This is a genomic window from Methanoregula sp. (genome assembly GCF_028712425.1).
Lineage (GTDB): Archaea > Halobacteriota > Methanomicrobia > Methanomicrobiales > Methanospirillaceae > Methanoregula.
The window spans coordinates 15,665-41,711 of sequence record NZ_JAQTQD010000019.1; the positions used below are offsets into that span (position 1 = coordinate 15,665).

Annotated in this window: 30 protein-coding genes, 2 tRNA genes and 1 other RNA gene; 20 read left to right on the top strand and 13 right to left on the bottom strand. The window is 58.2% G+C overall.

The features are described 5' to 3' along the window. Positions 1 to 24: 24 nt before the first annotated feature. Entirely contained in the window at positions 25 to 1,281 is a 1,257-nt protein-coding gene (locus PHF39_RS10390) for a radical SAM protein (protein WP_300223671.1), read from the bottom strand. Positions 1,282 to 1,344: 63 nt separating this feature from the next. Between PHF39_RS10390 and nadX the strand changes: the two genes are divergently transcribed. From nadX to PHF39_RS10405, 3 genes are all read left to right on the top strand, one after another. Continuing rightward, on the top strand, positions 1,345 to 2,103 hold the full coding sequence (gene nadX, locus PHF39_RS10395; RefSeq protein WP_300223672.1) for an aspartate dehydrogenase: 759 nt from the start codon (positions 1,345 to 1,347) through the stop codon (positions 2,101 to 2,103). Between the two features lie 14 nt (positions 2,104 to 2,117). Next, positions 2,118 to 2,966: a carboxylating nicotinate-nucleotide diphosphorylase gene (nadC, locus tag PHF39_RS10400; protein WP_300223740.1), complete on the top strand. Its 849-nt coding sequence runs from the start codon at positions 2,118 to 2,120 to the stop codon at positions 2,964 to 2,966. Positions 2,967 to 3,059: 93 nt separating this feature from the next. Beyond that, complete coding sequence (locus tag PHF39_RS10405) at positions 3,060 to 3,650, top strand: HEAT repeat domain-containing protein (RefSeq protein ID WP_300223673.1); 591 nt, start codon at positions 3,060 to 3,062, stop codon at positions 3,648 to 3,650. A gap of 41 nt (positions 3,651 to 3,691) precedes the next feature. Here the strand turns inward: PHF39_RS10405 and PHF39_RS10410 are convergent, their stop codons facing one another. Next, entirely contained in the window at positions 3,692 to 4,063 is a 372-nt protein-coding gene (locus PHF39_RS10410; protein WP_300223674.1) for a hypothetical protein, read from the bottom strand. Between the two features lie 71 nt (positions 4,064 to 4,134). On the opposite strand from PHF39_RS10410, the gene PHF39_RS10415 reads away from it, so the two are divergent. Both PHF39_RS10415 and PHF39_RS10420 read left to right on the top strand, forming a co-directional pair. Next, the gene (locus PHF39_RS10415; RefSeq protein WP_300223675.1) at positions 4,135 to 4,380 is read left to right on the top strand and encodes a helix-turn-helix domain-containing protein; all 246 of its coding nucleotides are present in this window, start codon (positions 4,135 to 4,137) and stop codon (positions 4,378 to 4,380) included. Next, a complete protein-coding gene (locus tag PHF39_RS10420; protein WP_300223676.1) occupies positions 4,377 to 4,679 on the top strand; it encodes a helix-turn-helix domain-containing protein in 303 nt (100 codons plus the stop codon). The genes PHF39_RS10415 and PHF39_RS10420 overlap by 4 nt, the downstream gene beginning before the upstream one ends. 58 nt (positions 4,680 to 4,737) lie before the next feature. Here PHF39_RS10420 and PHF39_RS10425 read toward each other — a convergent pair whose 3' ends face one another. Continuing rightward, the gene (locus PHF39_RS10425; protein WP_300223677.1) at positions 4,738 to 6,408 is read right to left on the bottom strand and encodes a phospholipase D-like domain-containing protein; all 1,671 of its coding nucleotides are present in this window, start codon (positions 6,406 to 6,408) and stop codon (positions 4,738 to 4,740) included. A gap of 66 nt (positions 6,409 to 6,474) precedes the next feature. Here PHF39_RS10425 and PHF39_RS10430 point away from each other — a divergent pair, with 66 nt between their 5' ends. The 3 genes from PHF39_RS10430 to PHF39_RS10440 are packed head-to-tail and all read left to right on the top strand — an operon-like array spanning position 6,475 to position 7,547. After that, on the top strand, positions 6,475 to 7,080 hold the full coding sequence (locus PHF39_RS10430; protein ID WP_300223678.1) for a uridylate kinase: 606 nt from the start codon (positions 6,475 to 6,477) through the stop codon (positions 7,078 to 7,080). Positions 7,081 to 7,124: 44 nt separating this feature from the next. Beyond that, complete coding sequence (locus PHF39_RS10435) at positions 7,125 to 7,286, top strand: zinc finger domain-containing protein (protein WP_300223680.1); 162 nt, start codon at positions 7,125 to 7,127, stop codon at positions 7,284 to 7,286. 3 nt (positions 7,287 to 7,289) lie between these two features. Further along, the gene (locus PHF39_RS10440; protein ID WP_300223682.1) at positions 7,290 to 7,547 is read left to right on the top strand and encodes an elongation factor 1-beta; all 258 of its coding nucleotides are present in this window, start codon (positions 7,290 to 7,292) and stop codon (positions 7,545 to 7,547) included. Positions 7,548 to 7,566: 19 nt separating this feature from the next. On the opposite strand, the gene PHF39_RS10445 is transcribed toward PHF39_RS10440, so the two are convergent. The 7 genes from PHF39_RS10445 to PHF39_RS10475 form a co-directional block, all read right to left on the bottom strand. After that, positions 7,567 to 8,523, bottom strand: coding sequence for a malate dehydrogenase (locus PHF39_RS10445; RefSeq protein ID WP_300223684.1), 957 nt, complete (start codon positions 8,521 to 8,523; stop codon positions 7,567 to 7,569). A 13-nt stretch (positions 8,524 to 8,536) separates the two neighbouring features. After that, positions 8,537 to 8,847, bottom strand: an RNA gene (ffs, locus tag PHF39_RS10450) — signal recognition particle sRNA. 72 nt (positions 8,848 to 8,919) lie between these two features. Next, positions 8,920 to 9,951, bottom strand: coding sequence for a hypothetical protein (locus PHF39_RS10455; RefSeq protein WP_300223686.1), 1,032 nt, complete (start codon positions 9,949 to 9,951; stop codon positions 8,920 to 8,922). A gap of 105 nt (positions 9,952 to 10,056) precedes the next feature. Then, positions 10,057 to 10,131, bottom strand: a tRNA-Ile gene (locus tag PHF39_RS10460). Positions 10,132 to 10,135: 4 nt separating this feature from the next. Then, a tRNA-Asn gene (locus PHF39_RS10465) sits at positions 10,136 to 10,208 on the bottom strand. Between the two features lie 105 nt (positions 10,209 to 10,313). Beyond that, positions 10,314 to 10,601 carry a hypothetical protein gene (locus tag PHF39_RS10470; RefSeq protein ID WP_300223688.1) on the bottom strand — a complete coding sequence of 96 codons (288 nt, stop codon included), beginning with the start codon at positions 10,599 to 10,601 and terminating at the stop codon, positions 10,314 to 10,316. Positions 10,602 to 10,630: 29 nt separating this feature from the next. Further along, entirely contained in the window at positions 10,631 to 10,897 is a 267-nt protein-coding gene (locus PHF39_RS10475; protein WP_300223690.1) for a hypothetical protein, read from the bottom strand. A gap of 61 nt (positions 10,898 to 10,958) precedes the next feature. On the opposite strand from PHF39_RS10475, the gene PHF39_RS10480 reads away from it, so the two are divergent. From PHF39_RS10480 to PHF39_RS10500, 5 genes are all read left to right on the top strand, one after another. Next, positions 10,959 to 12,086 (top strand): Xaa-Pro peptidase family protein, encoded by a 1,128-nt coding sequence (locus tag PHF39_RS10480; RefSeq protein ID WP_300223692.1) that lies wholly within the window; start codon positions 10,959 to 10,961, stop codon positions 12,084 to 12,086. Beyond that, a complete protein-coding gene (map, locus tag PHF39_RS10485; RefSeq protein ID WP_300223696.1) occupies positions 12,083 to 12,958 on the top strand; it encodes a type II methionyl aminopeptidase in 876 nt (291 codons plus the stop codon). Before PHF39_RS10480 ends, map begins: the two co-directional genes overlap by 4 nt. Positions 12,959 to 13,012: 54 nt before the next feature. Further along, positions 13,013 to 14,287, top strand: coding sequence for an ATP-binding protein (locus PHF39_RS10490; protein ID WP_300223698.1), 1,275 nt, complete (start codon positions 13,013 to 13,015; stop codon positions 14,285 to 14,287). Position 14,288: 1 nt separating this feature from the next. Then, complete coding sequence (locus PHF39_RS10495) at positions 14,289 to 15,011, top strand: MBL fold metallo-hydrolase (RefSeq protein WP_300223700.1); 723 nt, start codon at positions 14,289 to 14,291, stop codon at positions 15,009 to 15,011. 68 nt (positions 15,012 to 15,079) lie between these two features. After that, complete coding sequence (locus PHF39_RS10500; protein ID WP_300223702.1) at positions 15,080 to 15,355, top strand: DNA-directed RNA polymerase subunit L; 276 nt, start codon at positions 15,080 to 15,082, stop codon at positions 15,353 to 15,355. 122 nt (positions 15,356 to 15,477) lie between these two features. Here PHF39_RS10500 and PHF39_RS10505 read toward each other — a convergent pair whose 3' ends face one another. The 3 genes from PHF39_RS10505 to ilvC form a co-directional block, all read right to left on the bottom strand. After that, positions 15,478 to 16,092 carry a translation initiation factor IF-2 subunit beta gene (locus PHF39_RS10505; protein WP_300223703.1) on the bottom strand — a complete coding sequence of 205 codons (615 nt, stop codon included), beginning with the start codon at positions 16,090 to 16,092 and terminating at the stop codon, positions 15,478 to 15,480. 119 nt (positions 16,093 to 16,211) lie between these two features. Beyond that, entirely contained in the window at positions 16,212 to 16,697 is a 486-nt protein-coding gene (locus PHF39_RS10510; RefSeq protein WP_300223705.1) for an NAD(P)H-dependent oxidoreductase, read from the bottom strand. 254 nt (positions 16,698 to 16,951) lie between these two features. Beyond that, a complete protein-coding gene (gene ilvC / locus PHF39_RS10515; RefSeq protein ID WP_300223707.1) occupies positions 16,952 to 17,941 on the bottom strand; it encodes a ketol-acid reductoisomerase in 990 nt (329 codons plus the stop codon). Positions 17,942 to 18,033: 92 nt separating this feature from the next. Here ilvC and mptA point away from each other — a divergent pair, with 92 nt between their 5' ends. The 7 genes from mptA to PHF39_RS10550 all read left to right on the top strand — a co-directional run bounded on the left by mptA (position 18,034) and on the right by PHF39_RS10550 (position 25,950). After that, the gene (gene mptA / locus PHF39_RS10520) at positions 18,034 to 19,029 is read left to right on the top strand and encodes a GTP cyclohydrolase MptA (RefSeq protein WP_300223742.1); all 996 of its coding nucleotides are present in this window, start codon (positions 18,034 to 18,036) and stop codon (positions 19,027 to 19,029) included. 292 nt (positions 19,030 to 19,321) lie between these two features. Beyond that, positions 19,322 to 20,689, top strand: coding sequence for a coenzyme F420 hydrogenase subunit alpha (gene frhA / locus PHF39_RS10525; RefSeq protein ID WP_300223709.1), 1,368 nt, complete (start codon positions 19,322 to 19,324; stop codon positions 20,687 to 20,689). Between the two features lie 10 nt (positions 20,690 to 20,699). Then, complete coding sequence (gene frhD / locus PHF39_RS10530; RefSeq protein ID WP_300223711.1) at positions 20,700 to 21,230, top strand: coenzyme F420-reducing hydrogenase, FrhD protein; 531 nt, start codon at positions 20,700 to 20,702, stop codon at positions 21,228 to 21,230. A 43-nt stretch (positions 21,231 to 21,273) separates the two neighbouring features. Then, positions 21,274 to 22,032: a coenzyme F420 hydrogenase subunit gamma gene (gene frhG / locus PHF39_RS10535; protein WP_300223713.1), complete on the top strand. Its 759-nt coding sequence runs from the start codon at positions 21,274 to 21,276 to the stop codon at positions 22,030 to 22,032. 11 nt (positions 22,033 to 22,043) lie between these two features. Then, a complete protein-coding gene (frhB, locus tag PHF39_RS10540; protein WP_300223715.1) occupies positions 22,044 to 22,970 on the top strand; it encodes a coenzyme F420 hydrogenase subunit beta in 927 nt (308 codons plus the stop codon). A 275-nt stretch (positions 22,971 to 23,245) separates the two neighbouring features. After that, the gene (locus PHF39_RS10545) at positions 23,246 to 23,362 is read left to right on the top strand and encodes a zf-TFIIB domain-containing protein (protein WP_300223716.1); all 117 of its coding nucleotides are present in this window, start codon (positions 23,246 to 23,248) and stop codon (positions 23,360 to 23,362) included. Between the two features lie 14 nt (positions 23,363 to 23,376). After that, the gene (locus PHF39_RS10550; RefSeq protein WP_300223717.1) at positions 23,377 to 25,950 is read left to right on the top strand and encodes a cation-translocating P-type ATPase; all 2,574 of its coding nucleotides are present in this window, start codon (positions 23,377 to 23,379) and stop codon (positions 25,948 to 25,950) included. The last annotated feature ends 97 nt before the right edge of the window (positions 25,951 to 26,047 follow it).

The window sequence follows — 26,047 nt, forward strand, 5'->3', positions numbered from 1 at the left end:
GAGCTTACGCCATCTGCCCGGAGGTCAGGTCACCCGCTCGCCCAGGAAAAAGTACTTCCGGTCTTTTTTCAGAACAACACGCCCTTCATATCCCGCCGGCAGGTCTTCATTGATGACGATACCCTGGTAGGAGGGGGACCGGGCCATGACGGACCCTTTCCGGATCGTTTCCGTGACGATGAACGAAACCTCCCGCCCAAGCCAGGGCCGGTTTACCTCTGCATAGACCTGTTCGGAACAGGACAGCATGATGCGGGAGCGGTCCTTTTTAACAGAATCCAGGATGTCCTTTTCCTGCGAGAGGGGAGTGAACGGCCGTTTCGAGTACCGGGTCACGTTCACCTTGTTGGGCAGGATGCGGCGGATGAGGTCGAGCGAGGCGGAGAAGTCCTCCTCCGTTTCCCCGGGGAGCCCGGTGATCATGTCGGTCATCACCGTGATCTCCGGGTAGCGTTTCCTGAATGCGGCGATGATCGTACAGAAGTCCCGGACTGTATACTGCCGGCCCATCCGTTCAAGGATGGTATCGGACCCGGACTGTACCGGGAGGTGGACGAACCGGAAGATCCTCTCTGAAGAGAAAGATTCCACGATCGCATCGAGATCATGCCGTACCGTTGCAGGATTCATCATCCCGACACGGATGCGGTAGTTTCCCGGCAGGTCACCGATACCGTTCAACAGGCCGGCAAGCGACAGGCCGATGTCCTTTCCATAGGAACTGACATCCTGGGCCGTCAGCTGGATCTCCGCTGCACCACATGCGGCGTAAGCAGCTACCTGCCGGCGGATCTCGTCCGGCAAAAAACTCCGGAGCGGGCCGCGTGCCTTGCGGGTGATGCAATAGGTGCAGGTGCCGTTGCACCCCTGTGCAAGCTGCACAATCCCCACGCTCCCGGCAGCAACCGTGCCCACCCCGCGATACCACTCCTGGATTGCGTCCGGGGAGATGAACCCGGGATTGCAGACAGAGAGGATCGCCTCCTTCTGGACCTGCGGCATGCAGCCGGTGACATAGAGTTCCCGGTCCCGCAATGCCGAAAGCCGGCGGAGCATCCGCCTCTCTGTCGGCCCTACCACGGTACAGGTATTCACGATGACGATATCGGCGTCGTCTGCCGAATCCGAGATTGTGCAACCATGGCGTTTCAATACCTCGGTGAGTTTGGCTGTATCCCCGAAATTATACCGGCACCCGTAAGTCTCGATACAGACCCTCCGGTTGCAGAGCCCGGGCGGGATGGTCTCATATTCTCGGGATTTCCGGTTACCTGCCGCCATCGTTTCGCCATATGATGTTTCCGGGCACAACACTTAACCGATTGCACCCGTAACCTGTTTACCATGTTACGGATCGGGCTGCTCGGCTGCGGCAATATCGGGCATATCATTGCACGTCATGCAGGCCGGTTCACGATCAAGGCGGTCTATGACCAGGTTTATGAGCGTGCACGCGAGATCGAGGCGATCTCCGGTGCAACCGCATACCAGGAATTCGATTCGTTTATCGGGGCCGAATTCGACATCGTGGTCGAAGCAGCGTCAGTCAGCGCAGTCAGACGGCATGCGCCGGATGTACTGGCCCACGGGAAGGATATGGTGATCATGAGTGTCGGCGCCCTGACCGACCCGGGGTTCCGGAACCTGGTCCGTGCCAAGGCACGGGAAAACGACAGGAAAGTCTACATTCCCAGCGGGGCGATCTTCGGACTCGACAACCTCAAGATCGGGAAATTATCGGCATTCAGTAAGCTCCTGCTCCGGACAACCAAGAGTCCGGCAGCACTGGGAATCGAGGCAGACGAACGGCGGCAGATCTTTGCCGGGAAGGCCAACGAGTGTATCAAGTCCTTCCCGAAAAATGTCAACGTATCGGTTGCCATGAGCCTTGCTGCCGGGATGGATGCCGATGTCGAGCTCTTCGTTGATCCCGCGGTGGACCAGAATGTCCACGAACTCTTCATCGAAGGGGACTTCGGCGAGACCTATATCCGCGTCACCAACATGCCCAGTCCTGACAACCCGGCAACCAGTTACCTTGCCGCACTCTCCGTGCTCTCGCTTCTGGAAAAGATGGACGATCCGATTGTTATCGGAACATAAGGGATGAAGGGGGAATTGTCTTGACGGTTCTCGATGAATTGCTGGGTTTCCTCAGAGAGGACACTCCTGCGGGCGACGTGACATCAGACGCGGTCATTCCCGATATCACCTGCACGGCCGCTATCCGGGCGGAACAGGACGGCATCCTTGCAGGGATCGAGGAGGCGACGCTCCTCTTCACCCACTTCGGTGTCGCGGTGACGGGAGGAAAGCGCGATGGCAACACGGTACGAAGGGACGAGTCCGTTCTCATTCTTTCGGGAACCGCGAGAAACATCCTCCTTGTCGAACGGACCGCGCTCAACATCCTCGGGCGGATGAGCGGTATTGCTACCCGCACAGCGGCCATGGCGGCAATCGTGAGACGCACAAACCCGGCGTGCCGGGTGGCCGGCACCCGGAAGACATGCCCCGGCTTCCGGCGGTTTGACAAGAAAGCCGTGCAGATCGGCGGCGGCGATCCCCACCGGATGAACTTAAGCGACGGTATCCTGATCAAGGACAACCACCTTGCTCTGGTACCACTGGAAGAGGCGATCAGGAAGGCGCGGGCACACTCGGCCTACAAGAAGATCGAGGTCGAGGTTGAATCGGCAAACGATGCGGTTCTGGCTGCACGAGCCGGCGCTGATATCATCATGCTCGACAACATGACGCCGTTGCAGGTGCAGGAGACGCTTGCAGTACTCCGGAAAAACGGGGTACGAGACCGCGTCGTCATCGAGATCTCCGGGGGAATCGACGAGGAGACGCTGGCGGCCTATGCGGCCTGCGGCGTGGACGTGATCAGCATGGGATCGCTCACCCACAGCGTGCGGAACTTCTCCTTCAGCCTTGAGATCCGGCCGGTCACCACCACCTGAACTGATTTTTCCCTTTTTATTCCTTCACCCGCGAAATCCAGGAGAGAAACCATTATCAGGGGTCATCCCAAATGGGAGGTTGTTGAGGGAGCGATGCTGGAGAATGGGGCGGCACCCACGGTACCGGAACCAGCAGGGCCGGCCAGTGTGGAAGACCCGGAGGTGATCGAAGAGCGGCGGAAGCACCGCGTCCGCGGCCTGATCGCCCTGCTGAAGGATCCCAACCTGAATTACCGCTGGAACGCAGCGGAATTGCTCGGGCCCGAGCGCGACCCGGAGGCAGTGGGCCCGCTCATCGAAGCGCTGAAAGACCCGTATGTCGATGTCCAGTGGCTTGCCGCAAAGTCGCTGGGGCAGATCGGCGACAAACGCGCCCTTGAGCCCCTGCTGGAGGCATCGGCATCCGGTGACAAATGGCTGAGGGCAGGTGCCGCGTGGGGCCTCGGGAAACTCAACGATCCAAGGGCGGTTGACCGCCTGCTTGCCCTCCTCAAGGATCTGAAGGCCAAAGTCCGGAAAGAGGCCGCATGGGCGCTCGGGGCAATCGGGGACACGCGGGCAGAGCCCGGCCTGAAAGAAGCTCTCAATGATCCCGATGCGGGCGTCCGCGAGGCAGCGCAAAAAGCGCTCCTTGCCATCGGTGCGAGACCGGAAGAACCGACCGTCCCTCCGGGGCCGGCATAATCACCTCCCCATGCCATAACGATCCACGGGCTCTTTTCCGGTCAGGGAACCGTTGTAACCCGTAAGTCCCCGGCATTACTGATCACGATCTCCTTTTTTCCCCGGTACGTTTCGACAATTCCGAATGCCCGTACCGTGTCGTTCCGGTGGATGACAAGCCCCCGGGCTGCGGATTCCGGGATGAAGAGTGTTGTGTTTGCAACGAGAAGGGAGAGGTGCCCGCCATTCTCGATCAGGTTCACCCGGGTAACAGTCCCTTCGATAACAACCAGTTCGCCATCCGGTGAGTCAGCGGAGAACGGCCGGGCAAACGGCTGCTTGCCAACGATGGTCAGGGCACTGTTTGCCGTGATGACTACTGCCGCAACTCCCACGAGCAGGAGAAGGGCGACACGTTCCTGGCGCATGAGCATGAGATATTGTATAAAAATTAAAGTATAAATAACCGACAAGTTGATATGTTAACGGTGTTAACATCACTTTCATGCAACCAGCAACACTACCACCATCCTCAAAGACGGTGCTCCAGATCCTCGACGACGGCGGGTCGATGACCCACAAGGACATTGTCGAGAGAAGCCGCCTTGCGCCACGGACCGTCCGCTATGCATTAAAGAAACTCAAGGAGCGCGGCCTCATCATCGAGAAGTTCAACTTCCGGGATGCCCGCCAGATCATCTACCAGAACAGGTCTTCCTACGTGGAAAAGCCCCAGAGTGCATTTGCATGACCAAGCACTGCTGTACCCTGATGCACTGCGACACTATGGTCAGGAACCTCCTGCCCCCCATGCGGGCCGAGATGGTCTTCCGCCTGGTGCAGAAGCAGGGGCTGAGCCAGAGCGACGCGGCAAAAAAACTTGGCGTCACGAGAGCGGCAGTCTCGCAGTACCTGAGCAGGAAACGGGGTGCAGGAGAGGTCGAGATCTCCTCGGAACTTGACCTGATGATCGACCGCTGGGCGCTTGCCGTAGTCACGGGGGAGAGCGACATCAACCTCTGTGATGTATGCCAGTGCGCCAAAAAGTAGAATCCTTCCGGACTTTTCTTACCAAACCTTTCCGCTCTGATGGTGCGGCCCTGACCGGTTACCTCCTCCTGCGATAGTACCCGTATCCCAGGAGGGCGGCAACAACCAGCAGCGCTGCCGCGATCTTCATGTAATCCGTGCCGGGACCGGGTGCCCGTACACCGGGATTCCAGTCATCTTCAAACACGGACGCGAAATAGCCGGCAACTCCGGGATGGTCGATGATTACACCGGCCTCCCGGTTGAAATTCGGGGAGTTGCTGTTCCAGTTGATGCTGCTGACAAGCACTTTCCTCCCGTCGACAATGACGCCCTTGTTGTGGATCTTTGCGAGCCGGCTTGTCTCAAGGTCTGCCAGCCGGCCTTCGAGCGGAAGATCTTCAGCCGCTGCAATGCGGTTGATGATTGCAACCATCTCGTCATTGTCATTTTTCCCCTCGGTATTGTACCAATAGGAGTCAAGGAGCACCCGAACACGGACCCCGCGTCGCGCGGCATCGACTGCCGCAGCGAGGAAGGGATTCAGGGTGAACCGGGTCTCGTTCGTGATGTAGGCTTCCTCGATATCGATACTCTTCTCTGCTGAGGCGATCAGTGCCGTCACCTGGCTGCTGGTGTCGGGCGCAAGGACAGGGCGGACGGTTGCACCGGTAAACGTCCGCGGGTGAAATACCGGGATGTGCGTTTCCGTGGAGAGCACTTCGTGCCGCCCGGGCCTGCCGGAGTAAGGGACAACGGAAGGGCTCCGCAGGTCCTCCTGGAATACCGTGACGAAGTATGCTGCCGTTGCAGGATCATACAGGACAACGCCCCACCCCCGGTTCCCCGAGGTGCCTTCCGGTGCAAACCCGTTGTACTTGAAGTTCTCGCTCACGAGAAGGACTGTCGTCCGGTCGATGACAACATACTTGGCATGATCATACCGGTACGGGGCATGTGCGGTCCCTGTCGACACCATTGCATAGACAGGCACCCCGCTCTGGTTCAGGTCCCACAGCGCCGCCTTCTCTTCTTCACCAATGCCCCCGACCGGTCCACCCTCGACAAGGACGGTTACAGCAACACCCCGCGCCCGGGCGCGGGCCAGCGCATCCGCCATGGCCGGGCTCGAAAATTCGTACACGTTGAGCAGGATCTCCTCCGATGCATTGCCGATCACCGACATGAATACCTCATCCGAACAATCCGGGGAGACAAACGCCGTTACGGTAACGCCGGAGAACTCTGCCGGAAGGAAGCGGGACTGCCCGAGCATGAGTGGGCGCGGGTCCCAGGTCCCCCCTTCAAGAAAGTGCACCTGCCCTTCGCGTGCCGCAACATCACGGGGCCAGGCAACACTCTGGACGAGCCGTGCTCCATCGTACAGCATGAGCGAGTCGTTGGCATTAGCCATCCGCAGGGATCTGCTGCTGATCACGCCCGGGACTGAATCCGAAGAGTCCTGCCACTCGAAATCGGGGAACCTCCCGTGGCTCTGGAGATATGCTGTCCCGTTCCGCGCAATGGTCAGGGTACCGGCAATGGAACTGCCCGGGGGAAAGCGGAACCCACTCTTTTCATCAGATACCGTGATCCCGTCCAGCGGGCCGTCTCCCGAGAGGACAAGATATTCGTCGGGATCACCTGCAAGGTAGGGGTCCGGGCAGAACTCGGTGATCAGGACCGAGCCTGCTGCACCCGCTACTGCGGGAATGACAAGAAGAACCATGAGCAGGGGAAGCCAACGCATAACAGGAGTATTTGACGCCAATAAGTATATAATATTTTAAATATTTTTTTCTGGAGGATGTGTTTGATGGAGAGGGGAGAGCGGGAAAGAGCGCTGGTCGTGAAACTCGGGGGGAGCCTGTACGACAGCGTCCCGTCGCTCGTTCCCGCGCTCTCCGCATCTCCGCGCCCGCTCCTCATTGTCCCGGGGGGAGGGCCCTTTGCCGATGCTGTCCGGCAGGCAGATCCTGATGATGAGACTGCACACTGGGCGGCCATCGCTGCAATGAACCGTTACGGGATGCATGCAGCGTCTTTTGGCCTGCCTGTCACAGAACAGCCTGCCCTGCCCGAAAAGACGACAGTCCTCCTTCCGCTGCGCTGCCTCAAAGAGCGCGATCCTCTGCCGCATTCCTGGGACGTCACCTCGGATACCATTGCCGCGTGGGTGGCAGCAGAGCTCGGCCTCGATCTCCTCCTCCTCAAATCCGTGGACGGGATCCCCGCGGCACACGGGATTCTCGAACGGGTGAGCGCGGTAGTGGAGACCGATATCGTCGACCCGCTGTTCATCCCCTTTGTTCTGGAAAACACGGTGGAGACCTTTATCCTGAACGGGAGAGCCCCGGATCTCCTTGCACGATTCCTCCGCGGCGAGCCGGTCCCTGGCACGCGGATCAGTACAACCTTTTAAAGGATCCAAAAGAGATAGTATAGGAATCCTTGGAGGAGCCAACAATGTCAGATAAGAAGTGTACGTCCTGCAATGCTCCGCTTGCAGAAGAGGGCGCAACCGAGTTCGGGTGCCCTGCGTGCGGTGTCGAGATCAGCCGGTGCTACCGGTGCCGGGAGCAGAGCATCCCCTATACCTGCCCCAAGTGCGGATTCGGGGGACCGTAAGTCATGGGCAGTGTCGCAGTCATCATGCGGGTCATGCCCGAGTCGCCTGAGGTCAACCTCGAAGAGCTCAAGAAAGCCTTAAAGGAGAAGCTCCCCGGCATCCAGGATGTCAAGGAAGAGCCCATCGGCTTTGGCTTAAAGTCCATCAAGTTCGCCGCCATTGTCAACGATGCCGGTGGCGAGACGGACATGCTCGAAAAGACAATCGGTGCAATACCCGGTGTCGAGCGGGCAGAGATCGTCGAAGTTACGCTGACATAACCAGTCAGCTATTCTTTTCTTACTGCTGTTCCTGTTCCAGCGTTTTAATAATCGAATCGGTACTTGCGCGGATCTTTTCCACGGACTCGCGGAACGCGATCACTTCCGGTTCATCGAGCCTGATGGTTATCGGAAACACGCCATCGCGGTTGATGCGGGCAGGAACACCGATACAGATGTTGCCGATGCTGTGGACTTCCTTGTGGATGAAGGCAGAGACAGTGAGGATCCGGTTCTCGTCAAGCAGGATTGTCCGCACGATGGTGGCAATCGCTTCCCCCGGCCCATAGACCGTGGAACCCTTGTTCTGGATAATGCGGTGGCCGCTGCATTTCACGGATTCGATGAATTCCCTGACCGGAAGGTGCGAGAACTCCGGCAGGTTCGAGATCTTGATGCCGCCGATGGTCGTCGCAGACCAGAGGGGGACGAGGCTGTCGCCATGCTCCCCGATAATACGGGTATGGACCTCACTGACATGGACATGGAAGTAGGACGCAATCAGGGCTTTTAAGCGCATCGAGTCCAGGTGGGTGCCAAGACCGAAGACCTGGTGGGGTTTTAACTTCGAAAACCGCAGGGCAACGCTGGTCATAACATCGACCGGGTTGGTAACCACAAAGAGCTTGGTGTCCGGGGCGACCTTCCCGATGGTTTCTGCAATCGGTGCCACGATCCGTGCATTTTCCAGTGCAAGGTCAAGCCTGTCCTGCCCCGCTTTCCGGGGGACACCGGCAAGGATTACAACGATATCCGAACCGGCTGCGTCGTGCAGGTCGGTTGTCCAGGTGACACGAACGTCTGTACCCCGTGCTGCAAACGAGTCCATCAGGTCCTGCGTTATCCCCGTCAGGAAGGCTTCGCGCCCGGGCCTGCCATGGAGCAGGATCTCGTCGATATGCGGGATCGATGATATGGCATGGGCTGCAAACATCCCGACGTTGCCTGTTGCGCCGACAATGGTCACTTTAACCATGATAATCGTAAGAGTGGGGACATGTTCTCGGTCGACTGTACGTTTCTGCGTTCACCAAAGCATTCGTCCTCCGCCCCGTTACCCCATGGGCGCCGGATGTCTGCGGTAAGTCTGCTCCCTTCCGGGCCTGAACCGGTCCCCGCAGCAACAGGTCGCCATTCCCTCCGGAATTTTGAACACTGGCCATCGACCTCATGGGACGAGGTTTCAACGTCAGAACACACAGGCTCCCACAGGCCGTTGCAGCCTCGGTCAAACTTCGCCCCCCGCGTACCGACGGTTTCGGGTAACAAGTGACGCCGAGCCACCCGGGCTAGTCCCCATATACTTTTATCCACCGGCCAATAAAGGCTTGTTACCTTACGCGGGTTGCGGGTGACGGAACGCGGTTTCCCGTCACGGGATGAAGACCTCCCCACCGACCCGGTCCAGCCATTCTTTCTGGATCTTTCCGGTTGCCACAAGATCCTTCTTCTCGAAAAGATCGAGTGCAGTCAGGGGCGGCGATCCGGGAACAAGTACTCGCGAAAGCTCGCGGAAATCTCCCTGGTAGACTTCGATGACCTGCTCGCCTTCCGTCTCGGCGATCTTCACCGGCTCTTTCACCACCGGGTGCTTTGCCATATCCTCAATCTGCTCGAAGATCCGAATGCGGCCGACAGAGAGATACTCCCGGTTCACTTCGAGATTGAACGCGGACCAGAACGCCGACGCGTACCAGGCGTCGTTCATCACTACCCGGGGAACGCCCAGGCAGGCTGCCACAAGGCCGAGAGTCCCGACACCGGAACAGGCATCGATGAAGTACGGCACCGGCGGGCTCCCCACGCGCTGCTGCACGGAGCGGATCTTCGGGTAACCGGCCCGCGGGAACTCGATATGGACAAGCGACTGCTGCTTGTACATCACCAGCGGACCCGCTGGAAGGGGGAAGACATCGGCCCGTACATCGCACCCAGCAAGCAGCTCGTAGACCCGGGGGACCGTGCTCACATCAGCGGTGGCAAGCCCCGGCACAAAATCGCCGGTCCTGACAACACCGCGCAGCTCGGGAACTTCCCGCATGAGCCGCTCCGCAGTATTCTTTGTCACCCGGGGGGAGAGGAGGACAAGCGATTTTTCAGGAAGGAACGGCGGCCGGTCTATCGCAAACCCGGGGTGGATAAGGGGAGACCCGGCCGCGATCAGCGGATCGGCGGGTTGGAGATCTCCCTCCTTTACCATGACAACCCAGATATGGGCAAAGACCTCATCGATGAACCGCTTCCCGCAGGAGCAGGGTTCGCCATACTCCATGGATGGGAGGGGGAGGCGTTTGTCCAGCATGCGCATGCTGCATTCCGCGCAGGGAAGAAAAACCGTTGGCAGCGATGAAAGGATGTCCCGTGCGGACTTCACGCAGTCGCTTGCGCACACGGGACACTTCATGGTGCTTTCTATCAAAGTCCCGGAATACAAAGGTTTTCATATCGTATTCCGTAAAAAACCCGTCAGCGAACAACCTGTTGGACAAGAACAGGAAAAACCGGGCAGTGGGCCCGAAGGGATTCGAACCCATGACCGCCCGGTTATGAGCCGGGCGCTCTAACCGGACTGAGCTACGGGCCCCAAGCGCCCCCCACAGGGCTCGAACCTGTGACATTCGGATTAACAGTCCGACACTCTACCAACTGAGTTAGGGAGGCACGCGTCTTCGCGTCCTAATAGATTCTTTCTGAGTACTTTTAAAGGTAACTATAAGGTCGTAGGACCGGTGATCCAAGACGGGGATGCGGGGTATTACCCTCCTTTTATTCCTCGCGTTTCATCAATCCGATCAGACGGATCAGCTCGTCAAGATCCTCGTTCAGGTGCGCAAAGAGTTCAACGGCCCGGGCCGTTGCCACGGCACCTTCCGGAGATGCGCGGATGTACCCCAGCTGCTCCAGCACATGAAGGGAATACCGGATGCGGTGCGAAGGTTCCCGTAACAGTTCGGAGAGCTTCATGATCCCGATCGGCTGGTGATCCGCCACGGCGCGGGCAACCTCAAGATGGCGGCTGATCAGTTCGACCTCGTCCTTCATCTTCTCAAGCATCTTCCCTCACCCATCCACAATGGCCCGGCTTACTCCGGGTTATCCACATCTTCCTTTTTCCCTGGTTGCTGATGAAGCCATGCCTTCGTCAGCTGGTACCGCTTCCGGAAATCCAGCGAGAGGATTGTCGCAACGATCAGCATGACGGCGATCAGGGGCAGGCGGTAGGATTCAAGACGCTGCGGCAGAAGGAATAAGAAGAGGACGGATACGGCGACAAGAAGAATGATGATGTTCAGTTCCACGGCAAGGTGATAAAACTTCCACCGGAACTGGTCTTTCGCATTCTGGTCCATCGCAACAATTGTGCTTCCGGAATAAAAGTACTTGACGTTTCACCGCACATATACCGGGCAGATGGATCCACTTTCCGAGGCAATCAGGAAGAGCGGGGCGGATGCGTACGTGATGTATGCCAACTCGCGCGACGCGGACATGCGCTACATGACGAAGTTTGTGACAAGCGACCCATTCGTCTTTTTCCGGAAAGCAGGAGGCAGGGACACGATCATCATCTCCCAGATGGAGATCGGGCGCGCGTCCCGTGAATCGCCTGCGGCAGTGATGACCCGTGCCGAGGCCCACCTGCCGGAGATCCTGAAAAAAGAGAAAGACCCGCTCCGTGCAACGGCGAAAATGATTGCGGGCCAGGCCGGAAAGAAGATCCTCGTCCCCCCCCAGTTCCCGGTCGGGCTAGCCCGGGCGCTGGAGAAGCACTGCACCGTGATCGTAGATTCCGGGACGGTCCTCTCCATGCGGGCAGAGAAGTCACGGGTCGAGATTGCCGCAATGCGCCGCGTCCAGAAGGTGACCGAGACGGCACTTGGCATCGGCGTGGACCTGATCCGGAAGTCCACGGTAAAGAAAGGCATCCTCCACCGCAAGGGAAAGCCCCTCACCTCGGAAGATATCCGCTTCGCCTTGCACACCCATCTTCTGTCCTGCGGTTGTGCAGCAGTTGACACCATCGTTGCGTGCGGGGAGGACACCGCAATCCCGCATGCCACCGGCACCGGACCCCTGCGGGCAGATGAGCCCATCATCATCGACCTCTTCCCGGTCGAAGAGGCGAGCGGATATTACGCCGATATGACCCGCACGGTCGTCAAGGGCGAGCCCTCGGACGAAATCCGGGAGATGTACGATGCCCTGTGCGCTGCAAAACACCTCGCCACCTCGATGATACGCCCGGGCGTTCCCGGGGCCGCTGTCTACCAGGCTGTCGTGGACTATTTCAAAGACCACGGGTACGAGAGCGATACCCGGGGATTCACCCACAACCTCGGTCACGGCGTGGGATTGCAGGTGCATGAGCTGCCAACCGTGGGACCGGCAGGAAAGGAGCTGCGTGCCGGGAACGTGATCACCATCGAGCCGGGCCTGTACTATCCCGGTACCGGGGGAGTGCGGCTCGAGGACATCGGAGCCGTCACTGCAAAGGGCTTCTCCAACTTCACGCACTTCTCCGAGGAGCTGGTCCTGTGAAGGACGACATCCTGGAGAACTACCGGACCGCCGGTTCCCTTGCATCGCGGATCCTCCGCGAAGGTGCGCAGGGGATCCGGGTCGGGGCCTCCTATCTCGATCTGGTCGAATCCATTGAAGCGCGGGTGAAGGAGGAGGGGGCAGCACTTGCGTTCCCGCTTAACCTCTCCTTAAACGAGGACGCTGCCCACGACACGGCTTCGCCGGGCGACGAGCGGGTCTTCCATAAGGGGGACGTGGCCAAGCTCGACCTCGGGGTGCAGATCGACGGCTACATTGCCGACACCGCTGTGACGGTCGACCTCGGAAACAACTCGCTGCTGCTCGACGCATCGAAAGAAGCCCTTGAAGCAGCGATCCGGGCAATAAAACCCGGTGTGCATGCCGGGACACTGGGGGCCGCCATCCAGCAGGAGATCGAGAGGAGAGGGTATCGCCCCGTTTCCAACCTCACCGGCCACGGGCTGGGCCAGTACGTCCAGCACGGCCCTCCGACTATTCCCAATGTCGGTACGGGTGGGGGGACCGTAATTGAAGAAGGCATGGTCTTTGCCATCGAGCCGTTCGCGACAACGGGAAGTGGTCGCGTAGGGGAGAAATCACGGGCAGAGATCTATTCCCAGATCTCAAATCGCCCCGTACGCATTCCGGCAGGCCGCACTATCCTGGAAAAGATCCGGGACCGCAGGGGGCTGCCATTCTCCCGCCGCTGGCTTTTGGAGAAGAAACTCGATCTCGCCCTTCCCGCGCTCGTCCGGTCGGGGACCCTCCATGCCTACCCGGTCCTTGCCGACATCCCCGGTTCGCTTGTCTCCCAGCACGAGCACACCATGATCGTGACTGCCGATGGCTGCATCGTTACGACCCGGTGAGAACCAGACAAGAAACCTTATGCATGCCGGCGCCGATTAATTAAGGTTACAGCCATGTCCGGAGACTCTGACACCCTGCGTATTATGGAGATCGTGCTGACTGCCGAAATCTTCAACCAGAACCCCGAACTTGACATCAACGACATCACGCCCCTCTGCCGCGATGTCTTTGGTGCCACCGGTTCCGAGATCAAGCGTCCGGTCTATGTCAGCGACGGGCTGATCAAGCGGGCCCTCTCCATTGCCGACGCCCACACGAAACTTGTGGCAAATCCCTTTATTTCGTACGAGGAGTTCGGCCAGCGGCTGAAAATTACAGCCCTCGAACCGGCCGGGCAGTGGTTCCTCAAGCAGGGGGGAAAGCCATTCCTCCAGAAGAACCCGGCGCTTGCCTTCTATTTTGAGAAGATAGGAGGGTCCAACGGGGTGTCCTACAAGGACATCCGGAAGACAAATCCCCCGTTCGAGGACACAAAAGCCCACCTGGACGCACGGATCTCCCGGCTCATCAGCGAAGACGAGAAACTCCGGGGAGCGCTTGACCTCGTCATCCTCAGCGCACCGGACGAGATCGAGCAGCATATCGACGACCTGGTCTGCACGGACGGCCAGATTGCCATCATCGACAAGATCCAGCACGCCCTCGACCACCGCGACTTCCTCCAAAGGCACCGGATCTACGAGATCGGCAAGCTCCTCTTTGTCGGGCCGCCCGGCACCGGTAAGACCTCGCTTGCCCTTGCCATGTCGCGCACCATGCACATGCCGGTCCTCGAGGTCCGCCTCTCGATGGTCACCTCGCAGTACCTTGGCGAGACCTCGAAGAACATCGACCGCATCTTCGACCTCGCAAAACAGCTCTCCCCGGCGATCCTCTTTGTCGACGAATTCGATTTCGTGGCAAAGAGCCGCACCGCCGACGACCACGGCGCCATGAAGCGGGCGGTTAACTCGCTCTTAAAGAACATCGACCGGATCAACCTCATCCGGAACGGCGTCCTCCTGATCGGTGCAACGAACCACCCCCAGCTCCTGGACGAGGCAGCCTGGAGGCGTTTCGACGAGGTCGTTGAGTTCGCCCTTCCTGACGAGGAGATGCGGAAGAATATCCTGAAAAAAGTCACCGCAACCCTCCACTGCGCCGTCGATTATGCAGCCCTCGCAAAGAAGACCGAAGGGTTCTCCGGTTCAGACCTCCGCATGATGATCAAGGAGGCAATCCTCTCGGCGCTCATGGACAAGAGGAACGATATCCGGGAGAGCGATATCGAAAAGGGTATCGCCATGGTCCGGAACCGCGAGGCGATCCGGCACCAGAACTGGTTATAACATGAAGATCACGCTTCTTGGCACCGGTGACGCAGTCGGCACTCCCCGCATCGGGTGCGACTGCTCCCAGTGCACCCATGCGCACCAGTCCGGCGCGACACGTCTCCGCACGTCGCTGTTGATCGAGAACGAGGGAAAGCACCTCCTCGTCGACTCCTCGCCGGATTTACGGCAGCAACTCCTGCGCTGCGGCTCGCCCCATATCGATGCCGTCATCTGGACGCACGGGCACTATGACCACTTCATGGGCTTTGGCGAGTTCTACCGGGTCCAGCAGATCCCCCCGGTCTATGCCGCACCGCAGGTCCTCTCGTACTGCAAGGAATTCTTCCGGTTCCTGAATTTCCCTGCGATCCCCGTCGATCCCTATATCCCGTTCACCCTTTTTGGGATCACGATCACTCCCTTCATGGTCAAACACCCCCCGGCCTTCACCACCGGGATGCTCTTTGAGACCGGGTCTGCAAAAATCGGGTTCACGTCGGACACCAACCGCGATATCCCGGAAAAGAGCCTTGCCCTTCTCTCCGGCCTGGACCTTTTACTGCTCGATGCGCTCGCCCCGTCCCACTACAGCATCGCAAAGCACATGAACTACCTCGATGCCTGCACCCTTGCCGGGGAACTGGCCCCCCGCGAGTTCCGCTGCGTACACCTGAGCCACCATATCCCCTGGGACCTCCCGCACACGGCAAAAGACGGGGATACCTTTACCTTCCCGTAGGCTCTGCTCGAAAGGGCGTTTTTGCCGACCCATACCTTAATGATTTTCAGGTGCCCAACCATAGGTGCATGATTGTAAAAGTACTCGAGCTCGAGAAGGACAAGGTGCGGCTCATCATCCAGGGGGAGGGGCACACGTTCATGAACGCCCTTGTCGAGGAGATTTTAAGCGATCCCGATATTGACGTCGCCCGCTACAATATCGAATTCCAGTTCTCGGACCCGGAACTGCTCGTCACGACAAAGAACAAGAAGAAACCCCTGCCCATCATCAGGAAGGCCTGCAAGCGGATCACCGGCCACTGCGACGAGCTCCTCAAGGGCATCAAGAAAGCAAAGGTATAATACCGGGTCCTTTTTTTTGAATACTTTTTTCTCCGGATTTTTTATCTTCCCTCGGATGGCTTTGCCTGGCAGCACGGGCAGGCAGGAAAGAAACAACAGCAAAAAAGGTATTGGCCGAAGGCTTATTCCGCCCGCTCGGTAAAGACGATGGACCCCGAAATACGGGAGATCCTGATCTTCACTTTCTGGCCGGGTTTGGAATTTGCCACGTACATAATATAGCGGCCCATCTTGACAACCCCGTCGCCCCGCTTCGAGACGGACTGGATCTCGACGTCCATGACCTGCCCCTCTTCGAGGTTCTCCGAGACCGGTTCGGTCCGGGCTTTCCGCTTCCGGATCGGGCGGTGGCTCCCGCAGGCATCGCACCGGAGGAGCGTGACCCGGTCGTCCTTGACAAGCCGTGTGTCCGGCTTGCCGCATTCGGAACAGATTACGAAGTCATCGACATAACTCTTGAAGATGGCCTTGATGAGCTGGATCTCGAACTTGCCGTTGAAGATTGCGCGGTTCCCGTCAATCTTGCCGCTGGTACCGAGTTCGCCGAGCAGGAACTTCATCAGGTGGTCAGGGTCCCGGCGGACCTTCCCGACGATGTCTGCGAAGTTTTCGAGCACGGTCGTCTTGCCTTCCACGTAGGCCTTTGCCTCGGGGACAACAAACCGCTCCGAGGACTCGGTCCTCTCCGTGATGGAGGAGTATGCCTTCTTGAGGAGTTTTTCGTACGGGTCCGTCATAGTGTATATAGAAAGGCGATGGCGGACAAAAAGGCTTTCTCAAAAAAATAAAGTCGTCAGCCGGCGGGTCCGCGGGGATCTGCCTGCTTCCCCGGGCGCAGGCGTCGGACGGTTGTGGTTCAGGTCGTGAGGAGGTCCTTGACCAGTATCTCAATCAGTTCGCGGTTCTTCTTCTCGTTCTCGATGTTCTTCTGGTGGATGCCGCTATTCCCCACGCATTTCATGCCGCGGGCCTCGATCCACTTCTGGAAGACTTCAGCGGTCTGTCCGGGTTTTCCCCCGTGCGTACAGAACGCCGTTGCGCGCTTGCCCTCGCACCCTTTGAGCGCGTCTATCGCCGCATGGATCGCTGGCGTTGGCTTGAACGCCCAGACCGGCGAGCCGAACACCAGCTGGTCATAACCCGAGACATCGATCGAGGCGGGTTCAACGGCTGCCGTCTCTTCACCGCGGGCCATCTTGCACCGGACCAGGAACCCGGTCAGCCGGCCGTATTCCGTCCTGTCGGTCACCTCAACCAGTTGCCCCCGGCACGCCTCCGCGATGTGCTGGGCCACGTGGCGGGTGTTGCCGGTCTCGCTATGGTAAATGATGCAGACGTTCATTGGTGTAGTATTGGACAGTCACAAGGAAAAAGCATCGATAAGGTTGTGTCACAAACAGTGAGAGAAAAGAAAGGAGATTATTTCTTGAATCCCAAGGGACCGCGTTAGCGCTTCGAAGACCGAACGGTCTTCTCATGCTTCGGGGCGAAAGCCCCTCAGCATCTCCGAGCGGAGAAGAAAATAATTCCGTCAGGAATTATTTACGGAACCCCGAGGGTTTACCCGAGGGGTGAAGGAAATAATTTTGTTAAAAATTATTTCCTGAATTGGGGCATCATGCCCCGGACTTCCTTCCCGACTTCCTCGATGAGGTGCTCCTCGTCTGCCTTGGTGAGGGCATTGAACATCGGGCGGTTGACCTGGTTCTCTAGCATCCATTCGCGGGCGAACTGGCCGGTCTGGATCTCTTCGAGGATCTCCTGCATCGCCTCGTATGCCTCGGGGCCGATGACACGCGGTCCGCGCGTGAGGTCGCCGTACTGCGCCGTGTTGCTGATGGACGAGCGCATGTTCGTCAGCCCGCCCTCGTAGATCATATCCACGATCAGTTTCAGCTCGTGGCAGACTTCGAGATATGCCATCTCGGGTGCATACCCGGCATCGACCAGGGTCTCGAACCCTGCCTTGACGAGGGATGTGCAGCCGCCGCAGAGGACGGCCTGCTCCCCGAAGAGGTCCGTCTCGGTCTCTTCGCGGAACGTGGTCTCAAGGACGACGGCACGGGTTGCACCGATGCCCTTGGCATATGCCAGCGCAATCTTGTGGGCCTTGCCGGTGTGGTCCTGGTGGACCGCAATAAGAGCAGGCACGCCCTTGCCCTCCTCGTACTGTCGGCGGACCATCCTGCCGGGTCCCTTCGGCGCAACCATGATGACATCGACATTGGCCGGTGGGACGATTTGGCCGAAGTGGATGTTGAAGCCGTGCGAGAACATGAGGCACTTGTTCTCTTTGATATGGGGGAGGATCTCGGATTGGTAGATGGCCCCCTGGTGCTCGTCCGGAAGAAGGATCTGGATGATGTCGGCGGCCTTTACCGCATCGGCGACCTTCATCACTTTCATGCCATCCTTCGTTGCGGCGTCCCAGCTCTTGCCGGGGCGCAGGCCGATGACGACATCGAGCCCGCTGTCCCGTAAGTTCAGCGACTGCCCTCTGCCCTGCGACCCGTAGCCGACAACAGCGATCTTCTTGCCTTTTAAGACGCCGAGGTCAGCATCTGCCTCATAATATTTTTTCATCATAGATGATCCCTTTCATATCAGCAACAAAGCACATAAATATTATATGAAAAAACTAAAGAGTCACACGAAAAACCCCATGGATGCGATGACTTATTACCCGCACACCATCTGATCAGACCACCGATAAATCATTCACCAGAGAACTGCCGGACATCCAGGCCTCGTCACCAGACGTCCGGATCAACTTAACGCGGGTCGGCGTAAAGAACGTCAAGAAGCTCGTGGAAGTGCACCGGGCGGGAAAACGACCAGTGATCTTCATCTCGAATTTCGATGTCTATGTCGACCTCCCCGGCAGCCTCAAGGGCGCCAACCTCTCGCGCAATTTCGAAGTTATCGATGAAGTCCTCCAGCAGGCAATCGATGGCGACGTCAACCAGATCGAACAGCTCTGCAGCGTAGTTGCAAGGAAACTCCTCGACCGGCACGAGTATGCAGACCGCACGGAAGTCCTGATGCGCAGCGAGTTCATGGTCAAGCGCGAGACCCCGATCAGCAAGACAGCCTGCCACGAGGTCGTCATGGTGCATGCACGGGCCATTGCCCGCCGCACGTTCCGCGCCCCGATCGTGAGAAAGAGCATCGGGGCCGAGGTCACCGGCATGACCGCCTGCCCCTGCGCCCAGAACATCATGAAGGAGCGCGCCAGCCGGGTTCTCGAAGGGCTTGACGTCTCCAAGGACAAGATCGATGCGTTCTTCAGCGAGGTCCCCATGGCCACCCACAACCAGCGCGGCAAGGGATTCCTGTGCATCGAGACCGACGACGACCAGCACGTTGACCTTGAGAGGGTCATCTGGATTCTCAAGGAATCGATGAGCAGCGGTATCTACGAACTCTTAAAGCGCGGCGATGAAGGAGCTGTTGTTCTGGCCGCGCACAAAAATCCCCGGTTCGTGGAGGACTGCGTACGGGAGATGGCACGAAAAGTACTGGCCGAGTTCGAGTACCTTTCCGGGGATTCCGTGGTCACGATCAAGCAGACAAACGAGGAGAGCATCCACCAGCACGATGCGTATGCCGAACGCAAGGCCACGATTGCCGAATTGGTCGATGAATTGAACGGCGAAAAGCACGAGAGCGGTTAAAAACGATAAAATCTTTTTAAAATAATTATAATGGTAAAAAATTCGCATTTATTTTCGCGTTTGTCTTACTTTTTCGTCGAATATTCCAAAACCCCCAGTTTTTGACAGACGCGGCGAAAATAACGCAGATTCAGGCTTTTTTCCGGCGGGAACTCATTTCATAAAGATTATAAAACGGATGGATCAAGATAAGGATGAACGTACTTTGTACGCTCACCAATCTCTAGAGATGAGAGATGTATAGAGTTAATTTTGTACAGAAATTAGAACAACATAACATGAGGCGATAATATTGTCGAAAGTTGTAGAGATTTCCCCAACCACAAGACATGAGGGACACTCCAAGCTGACGCTCAAGGTCAATGACCAGGGCATCATCGAGACCGGCAACTGGTGTTCGATCACCCCGGTCCGCGGAGTAGAGAAGCTTGCAGTCGGCAAGACCCCCGAACAGGTCCCCAAGATTGCATCCCGCGTCTGTGGTATTTGTCCGATTGCTCACTGTCTTGCCGCCACGGAAGCCATGGAAGCTTCCATCAAGTGCGAGATCCCGAACGATGCAAAGCTGCTCCGTCAGATCCTGCAGCTCGCAAACCGGCTCCACAGCCATGCGCTGCATGACATCCTGATCCTGCCCGACTTCTATATCCCGGGCACTGAGACCAAGATCAACCCGTTCACAGCAGAAGAGCCGGTGCGCACCGTTGCAAAGCGCATCCAGCGCCTCCGTGAGATCGGCCAGACCATCGGCCAGATCGCAGGCGGCGACTGCATCCACCCGCGGAACACCCGCATTGGTGGTATGTACCGCAATGTTTCCGAGCAGGCCAAGACCAAGATGTACGACCTGGCAAAGGAAGGACTCGTCCTTGCCCACGCCCAGTCCGAGTTCATGATCGCGGTCATCCGCAACTACCACAAGAGAGACTTCGTGGACGTTGGCGGCATGAAAGTCCCGATGCCCAAGGACCTTGGGTACCACAGCCAGGGTTACCTAGCAACCCACCCATTCTACGGATCCTCGAGCCTCGAGGAGTGCCCCACCTGGGACCCCCGCCGGTTCAAGGAAGCCCGCCCGTGGGACTGGTACATGGGTGAGATGACTGTCGACCTCGAGGAGCCCCGCTACCCGATCGGCGGAACGACCAAGGCAGGAACCAAGGTCAACCCGCAGATGGAGGCCTGCACCGGCATCCCGATGTACGACGGCCAGCCCGTTGAAGTCGGCCCCCGCGCCCGCCTTGTCACCTACAAGAACTTTGACGAGAAGGGCACCCTGGGCCAGAACGTTGCCCGTGAGATGGAATACCAGGACTCCCTGTACGAGATGCTCGACTGCATTGACGAGCTCAACACCGCCGGCAAGGTTGTTGCAGACTACATCCCCAACGGCGACGGCTCTCTCGGCTGGGCATCCAACGAGGCACCCCGTGGAACCGATGTCCACCTTGCCCGCGTCAAGGACTGGAAGGTCCAGTACTTCAGCATGCTCGTCCCGACCACCTGGAACTTTGCAACCTGCAGTGCAGCCCTCCGTGGCGCACCATGGCAGCTTGCCGAGGTCATCATGCGCGGGTACGACCCGTGTGTATCATGTGCAACCCACATGGTCGTACTGGACGAAGACAACAAGTTAGTGGCTCAGAAGCTCATCCAGTGAGTTGCCCCTGATGCTGTATTCGGAGATCGTAATCGTGGGGTGCGGAAACCCCCTGTTCGGCGATGACGGCTTTGGCCCCGCGGTGATCGAGGAGATGGAGAAGCTCACACTTCCCGACAATGTAACAATACTGGACGGTGGCGCTGGCGCCCCGCACTTTATTTTTAATTTCCTCGACCCCGGTGTGACGAAGAAGCTCATCGTTGTTGACATTGCCGATTTTAATGCACCACCCGGGTCGGTATCGAAGATGCCCGGCAAGGAACTGAAGCCGGGCGCCTACATAGATCCCCATTCCTGGGACGGTGTCGACCAGCTCTGCCGTATCAGAGACCAGATCGATACCACCGTTGTCCTGTGCCAGCCGGCAAAGGCGATCAAGAAAGGGGATGCCGAGGTCGAGATGGGACTTTCAGATGCGGTCCAGAACGCGATCCCGAAAGCAATCCAGGTGATACTCGAATCAATTGGAGTGGATTATGGGACTACTATCAATCTTCAAGAAGAAGGACGCGAGCGCAGAGCCGCAAAAGCCCGCTAGCGTAGCATCAAAACCAGCAGAAACTAAAAAGGAGGTTAAGCCTGTGGCAGACAAGATTACATTAGGCTACACCCACCTCAGTGGGTGCACTGGTTGTACTGTAGCATTAGCAGACAACTATGCCGGATTATTAACACTCCTCGACAAGTACGTCGACCTTAAGTATATGCCGACACTTGCAGACGCAAGGCACATCCAGAAGGTAGACGTCTCGTTCGTCGAGGGTTCAGTCTGTATTAACGACAAACTTGCAGTGGAGGAGATCAAGGAGACCCGTGAGAAGTCAGCAATCGTGGTCGCCCTCGGTGGCTGCGCCTGTTACGGCAACATCACCCGGTTCTCCCGCGGCGGCCAGCAGAACCAGCCGGCCCACGAGGCATACCTGCCGATCGGCGACCTGATCAAGGTCGACGTGTTCATCCCCGGATGCGCACCGACACCCCAGATGATCCGGAACGTCGCGGTCATGGCATACCTGCTCCTCAAGGGAACCAAGGAACAGAAGGACCTCGCAACTGCATTCCTCACCCCGCTCATGAAGCTGACCGAGAAGAACGAGGCATGCTTCTGCGAGCTGATGACCCAGGTCATCAACCAGGGCCTGTGCATGGGTTGCGGAACCTGTGCGGCAGCCTGCCCGGTCAATGCAATCACGATGGAGTACGGCAAGCCCCAGGGCGAGCGCGACCTGTGCATCAAGTGCGGCGCGTGCTACAGCCAGTGCCCCCGGAGCTGGTTCAGCTTCGATGTGGTTGAGAACTACGAGGCGATCAACGAGGCCATTATGGCGGCACTCCAGTGAAGGTGATTAACATGGGAGCAGAACTCGGTAAATACAAATCAGTCATCTCAGCCCGGAGCACCGACAAGGAGCTTCTCAAGCACGCCCAGGATGGCGGTATTGTTTCCTCGCTCTTTGCATTTGCACTCGACGAGGGCATCATCGACGGTGCCATCGTTGCAGCAAGCAAGGAGTTTGCAGCAAAGAACCCCTCCAAGGTCATCATCGACAGCAGCAACTTCGACATGATCGAACCCTGGAGACCCATCCCGGCGATCGTCAACACCAAGGCTGAGCTGCTTGCAGCAGCAGGTACCAAGTACAACATCAGCCCGAACGTTGCACTCTTAAAGGAGGCAACCCGTGCATTCGGCCTGGACAAGATCGGTATCGTCGGCACCCCGTGCCAGATGCAGGCTGTCCGCAAGGCACAGTTGTACCCGATCGGCATGAGAGATGTCGGCGCGAGCATTGCGCTTGCAGTCGGTATCTTCTGCATGGAGAACTTCCCCTACCAGAGCATCCTCCAGCTCGTGGAAGACCACGCTGCGATGAAGCTCGAGTCCGTCAAGAAGATGGAGATCGGCAAGGGCAAGTTCTGGGTATACGGCAAGCGCGGACAGGTCGTCCAGCTTCCGCTCAAGGTGACCCACAAGTACGAGCAGCCCGGCTGCCACGTCTGCCTTGACTACGTTGCAAACCTCGGTGATATCTCCACCGGCTCTGTCGGCAGCCCCGACGGCTGGAGCACCGTCTTTGTCCGCTCGAAGATCGGTGACTCGGTCTGGGCCAAGGCAATGGCAGCAGGCGTCTTCGAGACCCAGCCCATGGAGAAGGTCAAGCCCGGTCTTGAACTCGTGACCAAGCTCGCAAACGAGAAGATCACGAAGAACAAGGCAACCCTCGAGGCCCGCAAGACCTTCGGTGTCGGCAAGGCACTCAGGAACCCCTACATTTAAAACTTTTTTTTGGTGAAGGTCATCAGACCTGAACCACGAGAAGAACGCGCTAGCGTTCTTCGAAATTGCGAGGGTCATCAGACCCGAGAAACTAGAAGATTCCGAAGGATTCTTCGCTGTCGTGAGGGTTTGAAGAACCCGAGCGATGAGATGACCCGCCTGTTTTTCTTGCGTTGCTTTTTTTCTCCAGGATTATTTCCTGTCCCGGTCAGTCGGCAGAAGTCCTCTCCCATAGATAATCCTATAAGTTCACAATTGTAATCTCGTTGTTTAACATGAAATGTTCAGTCTGCAATGCTGACCTGCTCATGGGTGAGCGATTAACCGTATCGATTGACTACTGCCCGAAGTGCCGGGACATCTTCCTGACCCATGACAAGCGGATTGACTGAACAGGAGCTGCCTGATGCCGGTACTTGACATCAGTACGGTCTCAGGGCTTTCCGGCAGGGAAGCAGAAGAAAAGATCCATCAGGACGGGTACAACGAACTCCCCACGGCAGACCGGCGGGGTTTGTCCCGGATCATTTTCGAGGTCATCCACGAGCCGATGTTCCTCCTCCTCGTCACAGGCGGGCTTCTCTATTTTGCTCTCGGCGATGTAACCGAGGGGGTCATGCTGATGAGTTTTGTCGTGCTTGTCATCGGCATCACCATCTACCAGGAGCGCAAGACCGAGCGGGCGCTCGAAGCGTTAAAAAACCTCTCCAGCCCCCGTGCCCTTGTCATCCGGGACGGGGTACAGCAGCGGATCCCCGGCCGCGAGGTAGTGACGGGCGATTCTGTCATCCTTTCGGAAGGCGACCGTGTTCCGGCCGACGGACAACTCGTTATCGCCAACAACATATCCATCGATGAATCGCTGCTGACCGGGGAATCGGTCCCGGTCCGTAAGATCGCGTGGAGCGAAGGGGTACAAAAAGCCCGGCCCGGGGGGGACGACCTGCCGTTCGTCTGGTCGGGGACGCTGGTCGTGCAGGGCCAGGGACTCGCCCGGGTTACGGCAACCGGCGCCCGCACCGAGATGGGGAAGATCGGCACGGTCCTCAAAAAAGTCGAACGGGGCGAGACGCGGCTGAAGACCGAGATCGACAAAATCGTCCGGACCGTCGCCCTCATCGGACTCCTGCTCTGTGCAATCATCGTGGTTGTTTACGGCCTGACCCGGTTCACCTGGATCGAAGGGCTCCTTGCCGGCATAACGCTTGCCATGGCAATCCTGCCGGAGGAGTTCCCGGTCGTCCTGACCATCTTCCTCGCACTTGGCGCGTGGCGGATCTCGCGGCGCAATGTCCTCACCCGGCAGATCCCTGCTATCGAGACACTTGGGTCTGCAACCGTGCTCTGTGTGGACAAGACCGGCACCCTGACCGAGAACCGGATGTCGGTTGCACGGTTCTCTGCAAACGGGGTGACCTGTGACTGCGCAGCCTCCGGCACCAGCACGGTGACGGATGCCCACCATGAAGTTGCGGAATACGCCATCCTTGCCTGCAAACAGGATCCCTTCGATCCCATGGAGAAGGCGCTCCATTACCTGCGGGACGGCGACTTCGGGAAGACCGAGCACATCCATGCGAACTGGACGCTCGTGCAGGAATACCCGCTTTCCCCGGAGCTCCTTGCCATGTCCAATGTCTGGCGGTCCCCGGACGGCGACCGGTACATCATCGCGGCAAAGGGAGCGCCGGAAGCGATCGCTGACCTCTGCCATCTCCACGCTACTGCTGCACAGGAACTTGCCGATTCCGTCAACAGCCTCGCAACCGATGGCCTGCGGGTCCTTGGCGTAGCCCGGGCCTCGTTCTCCCTCACCAGCCTTCCCCGGGAGCAGCACGACTTCACGTTTGAATTTGCCGGTCTTGCCGGGTTTGCCGACCCGGTCCGGCCACAGGTTGCCGATGCTGTCCGTGAATGTTATGCTGCTGGTATCCGGGTCATCATGATCACCGGTGATTACCCGCTCACCGCCCAGAACATCGCCCGCCAGATTGGGCTTGTGGACGGCTCCCGCATCATCACGGGCCCGGAACTGGATGCCATGGACGACGGGAGACTGCAGCAGGAGATCCACTCCGTCTCCGTTTTCGCCCGCGTTGTCCCCGAGCAGAAACTCCGCATCGTGAACGCCCTGAAAGCGACCGGGGAGGTTGTTGCAATGACCGGCGACGGCGTGAACGATGCCCCGGCCTTAAAAGCCGCAGATATCGGGATCGCCATGGGCGGGAGGGGGACCGATGTTGCCCGCGAGGCGTCTTCCCTCGTCCTGCTCGACGACAACTTCACCTCCATTGTCGCGGCTGTCCGGCTCGGCCGGCGGATCTTCGACAACCTGAAAAAGGCGATGGCCTACATCTTCTCGATCCATGTCCCCATTGCCGGTATGTCGCTCATCCCGGTCCTGCTCAACATGCCGCTCGTCCTCCTGCCGGTCCACGTGGTCTTTCTCGAACTGGTCATCGACCCGGCGTGCTCGATCGTGTTCGAAGCCGAAAAAGAGGAACGGGATGTCATGGACCGGCCGCCGCGGAAAAAAGACGAGGGGATCTTCACCCGGCGCACCCTCGCGCTCAGCCTGTTGCAGGGATTTGTGGTCCTTGCCGTGGTTCTTGCAGTGTACGGGAGCGCCCTGTACCGTGGGCTGGATGAAGGGGAAGTGAGGGCCCTGACATTCACGACCATCGTTGTTGCCAACCTGTGCCTGATCCTGACGAACCGGTCCTGGACGGAAACCATTGTTACCTTGCTGAAGATTCCCAACCGTGCGCTGTCATGGATCTTTGCCGGTACGCTGGTATGCCTCCTGCTTGTCCTGTTCATCCCTGTCCTGCAGAACCTGTTCCGGTTCTCCGCGATCAGTGCAGCAGATTTTGCAGTCTGCATCATTGCAGGGGGTGCGGGTGTTTTCTGGTTTGAAGGTTATAAGGTCCTCGTCCGGGAGAAGAGAGATTTCATGCATGGAACAGGAGAGAAAGACTGATTTCTGCTGAAACGACAACCGGGAATGACTCGTTCATGAACAAATGGGTCATGAACAAATGGAGATTGATCAGAGGGGCGCAAGACCAGAGAAACGA

Coding starts and splice junctions, on each gene's coding strand:
- PHF39_RS10390 (WP_300223671.1), bottom strand. CDS start 1,281: ATGGCGGCAGGTAACCGGAAATCCCGAGAATATGAGACCATCCCGCCC.
- nadX (WP_300223672.1), top strand. CDS start 1,345: ATGTTACGGATCGGGCTGCTCGGCTGCGGCAATATCGGGCATATCATT.
- PHF39_RS10405 (WP_300223673.1), top strand. CDS start 3,060: ATGCTGGAGAATGGGGCGGCACCCACGGTACCGGAACCAGCAGGGCCG.
- PHF39_RS10410 (WP_300223674.1), bottom strand. CDS start 4,063: ATGCTCATGCGCCAGGAACGTGTCGCCCTTCTCCTGCTCGTGGGAGTT.
- PHF39_RS10415 (WP_300223675.1), top strand. CDS start 4,135: ATGCAACCAGCAACACTACCACCATCCTCAAAGACGGTGCTCCAGATC.
- PHF39_RS10420 (WP_300223676.1), top strand. CDS start 4,377: ATGACCAAGCACTGCTGTACCCTGATGCACTGCGACACTATGGTCAGG.
- PHF39_RS10425 (WP_300223677.1), bottom strand. CDS start 6,408: ATGCGTTGGCTTCCCCTGCTCATGGTTCTTCTTGTCATTCCCGCAGTA.
- PHF39_RS10430 (WP_300223678.1), top strand. CDS start 6,475: ATGGAGAGGGGAGAGCGGGAAAGAGCGCTGGTCGTGAAACTCGGGGGG.
- PHF39_RS10435 (WP_300223680.1), top strand. CDS start 7,125: ATGTCAGATAAGAAGTGTACGTCCTGCAATGCTCCGCTTGCAGAAGAG.
- PHF39_RS10440 (WP_300223682.1), top strand. CDS start 7,290: ATGGGCAGTGTCGCAGTCATCATGCGGGTCATGCCCGAGTCGCCTGAG.
- PHF39_RS10445 (WP_300223684.1), bottom strand. CDS start 8,523: ATGGTTAAAGTGACCATTGTCGGCGCAACAGGCAACGTCGGGATGTTT.
- PHF39_RS10455 (WP_300223686.1), bottom strand. CDS start 9,951: ATGAAGTGTCCCGTGTGCGCAAGCGACTGCGTGAAGTCCGCACGGGAC.
- PHF39_RS10470 (WP_300223688.1), bottom strand. CDS start 10,601: ATGCTTGAGAAGATGAAGGACGAGGTCGAACTGATCAGCCGCCATCTT.
- PHF39_RS10475 (WP_300223690.1), bottom strand. CDS start 10,897: ATGGACCAGAATGCGAAAGACCAGTTCCGGTGGAAGTTTTATCACCTT.
- PHF39_RS10480 (WP_300223692.1), top strand. CDS start 10,959: ATGGATCCACTTTCCGAGGCAATCAGGAAGAGCGGGGCGGATGCGTAC.
- PHF39_RS10490 (WP_300223698.1), top strand. CDS start 13,013: ATGTCCGGAGACTCTGACACCCTGCGTATTATGGAGATCGTGCTGACT.
- PHF39_RS10495 (WP_300223700.1), top strand. CDS start 14,289: ATGAAGATCACGCTTCTTGGCACCGGTGACGCAGTCGGCACTCCCCGC.
- PHF39_RS10500 (WP_300223702.1), top strand. CDS start 15,080: ATGATTGTAAAAGTACTCGAGCTCGAGAAGGACAAGGTGCGGCTCATC.
- PHF39_RS10505 (WP_300223703.1), bottom strand. CDS start 16,092: ATGACGGACCCGTACGAAAAACTCCTCAAGAAGGCATACTCCTCCATC.
- PHF39_RS10510 (WP_300223705.1), bottom strand. CDS start 16,697: ATGAACGTCTGCATCATTTACCATAGCGAGACCGGCAACACCCGCCAC.
- ilvC (WP_300223707.1), bottom strand. CDS start 17,941: ATGATGAAAAAATATTATGAGGCAGATGCTGACCTCGGCGTCTTAAAA.
- frhD (WP_300223711.1), top strand. CDS start 20,700: ATGCTGTATTCGGAGATCGTAATCGTGGGGTGCGGAAACCCCCTGTTC.
- frhB (WP_300223715.1), top strand. CDS start 22,044: ATGGGAGCAGAACTCGGTAAATACAAATCAGTCATCTCAGCCCGGAGC.
- PHF39_RS10545 (WP_300223716.1), top strand. CDS start 23,246: ATGAAATGTTCAGTCTGCAATGCTGACCTGCTCATGGGTGAGCGATTA.
- PHF39_RS10550 (WP_300223717.1), top strand. CDS start 23,377: ATGCCGGTACTTGACATCAGTACGGTCTCAGGGCTTTCCGGCAGGGAA.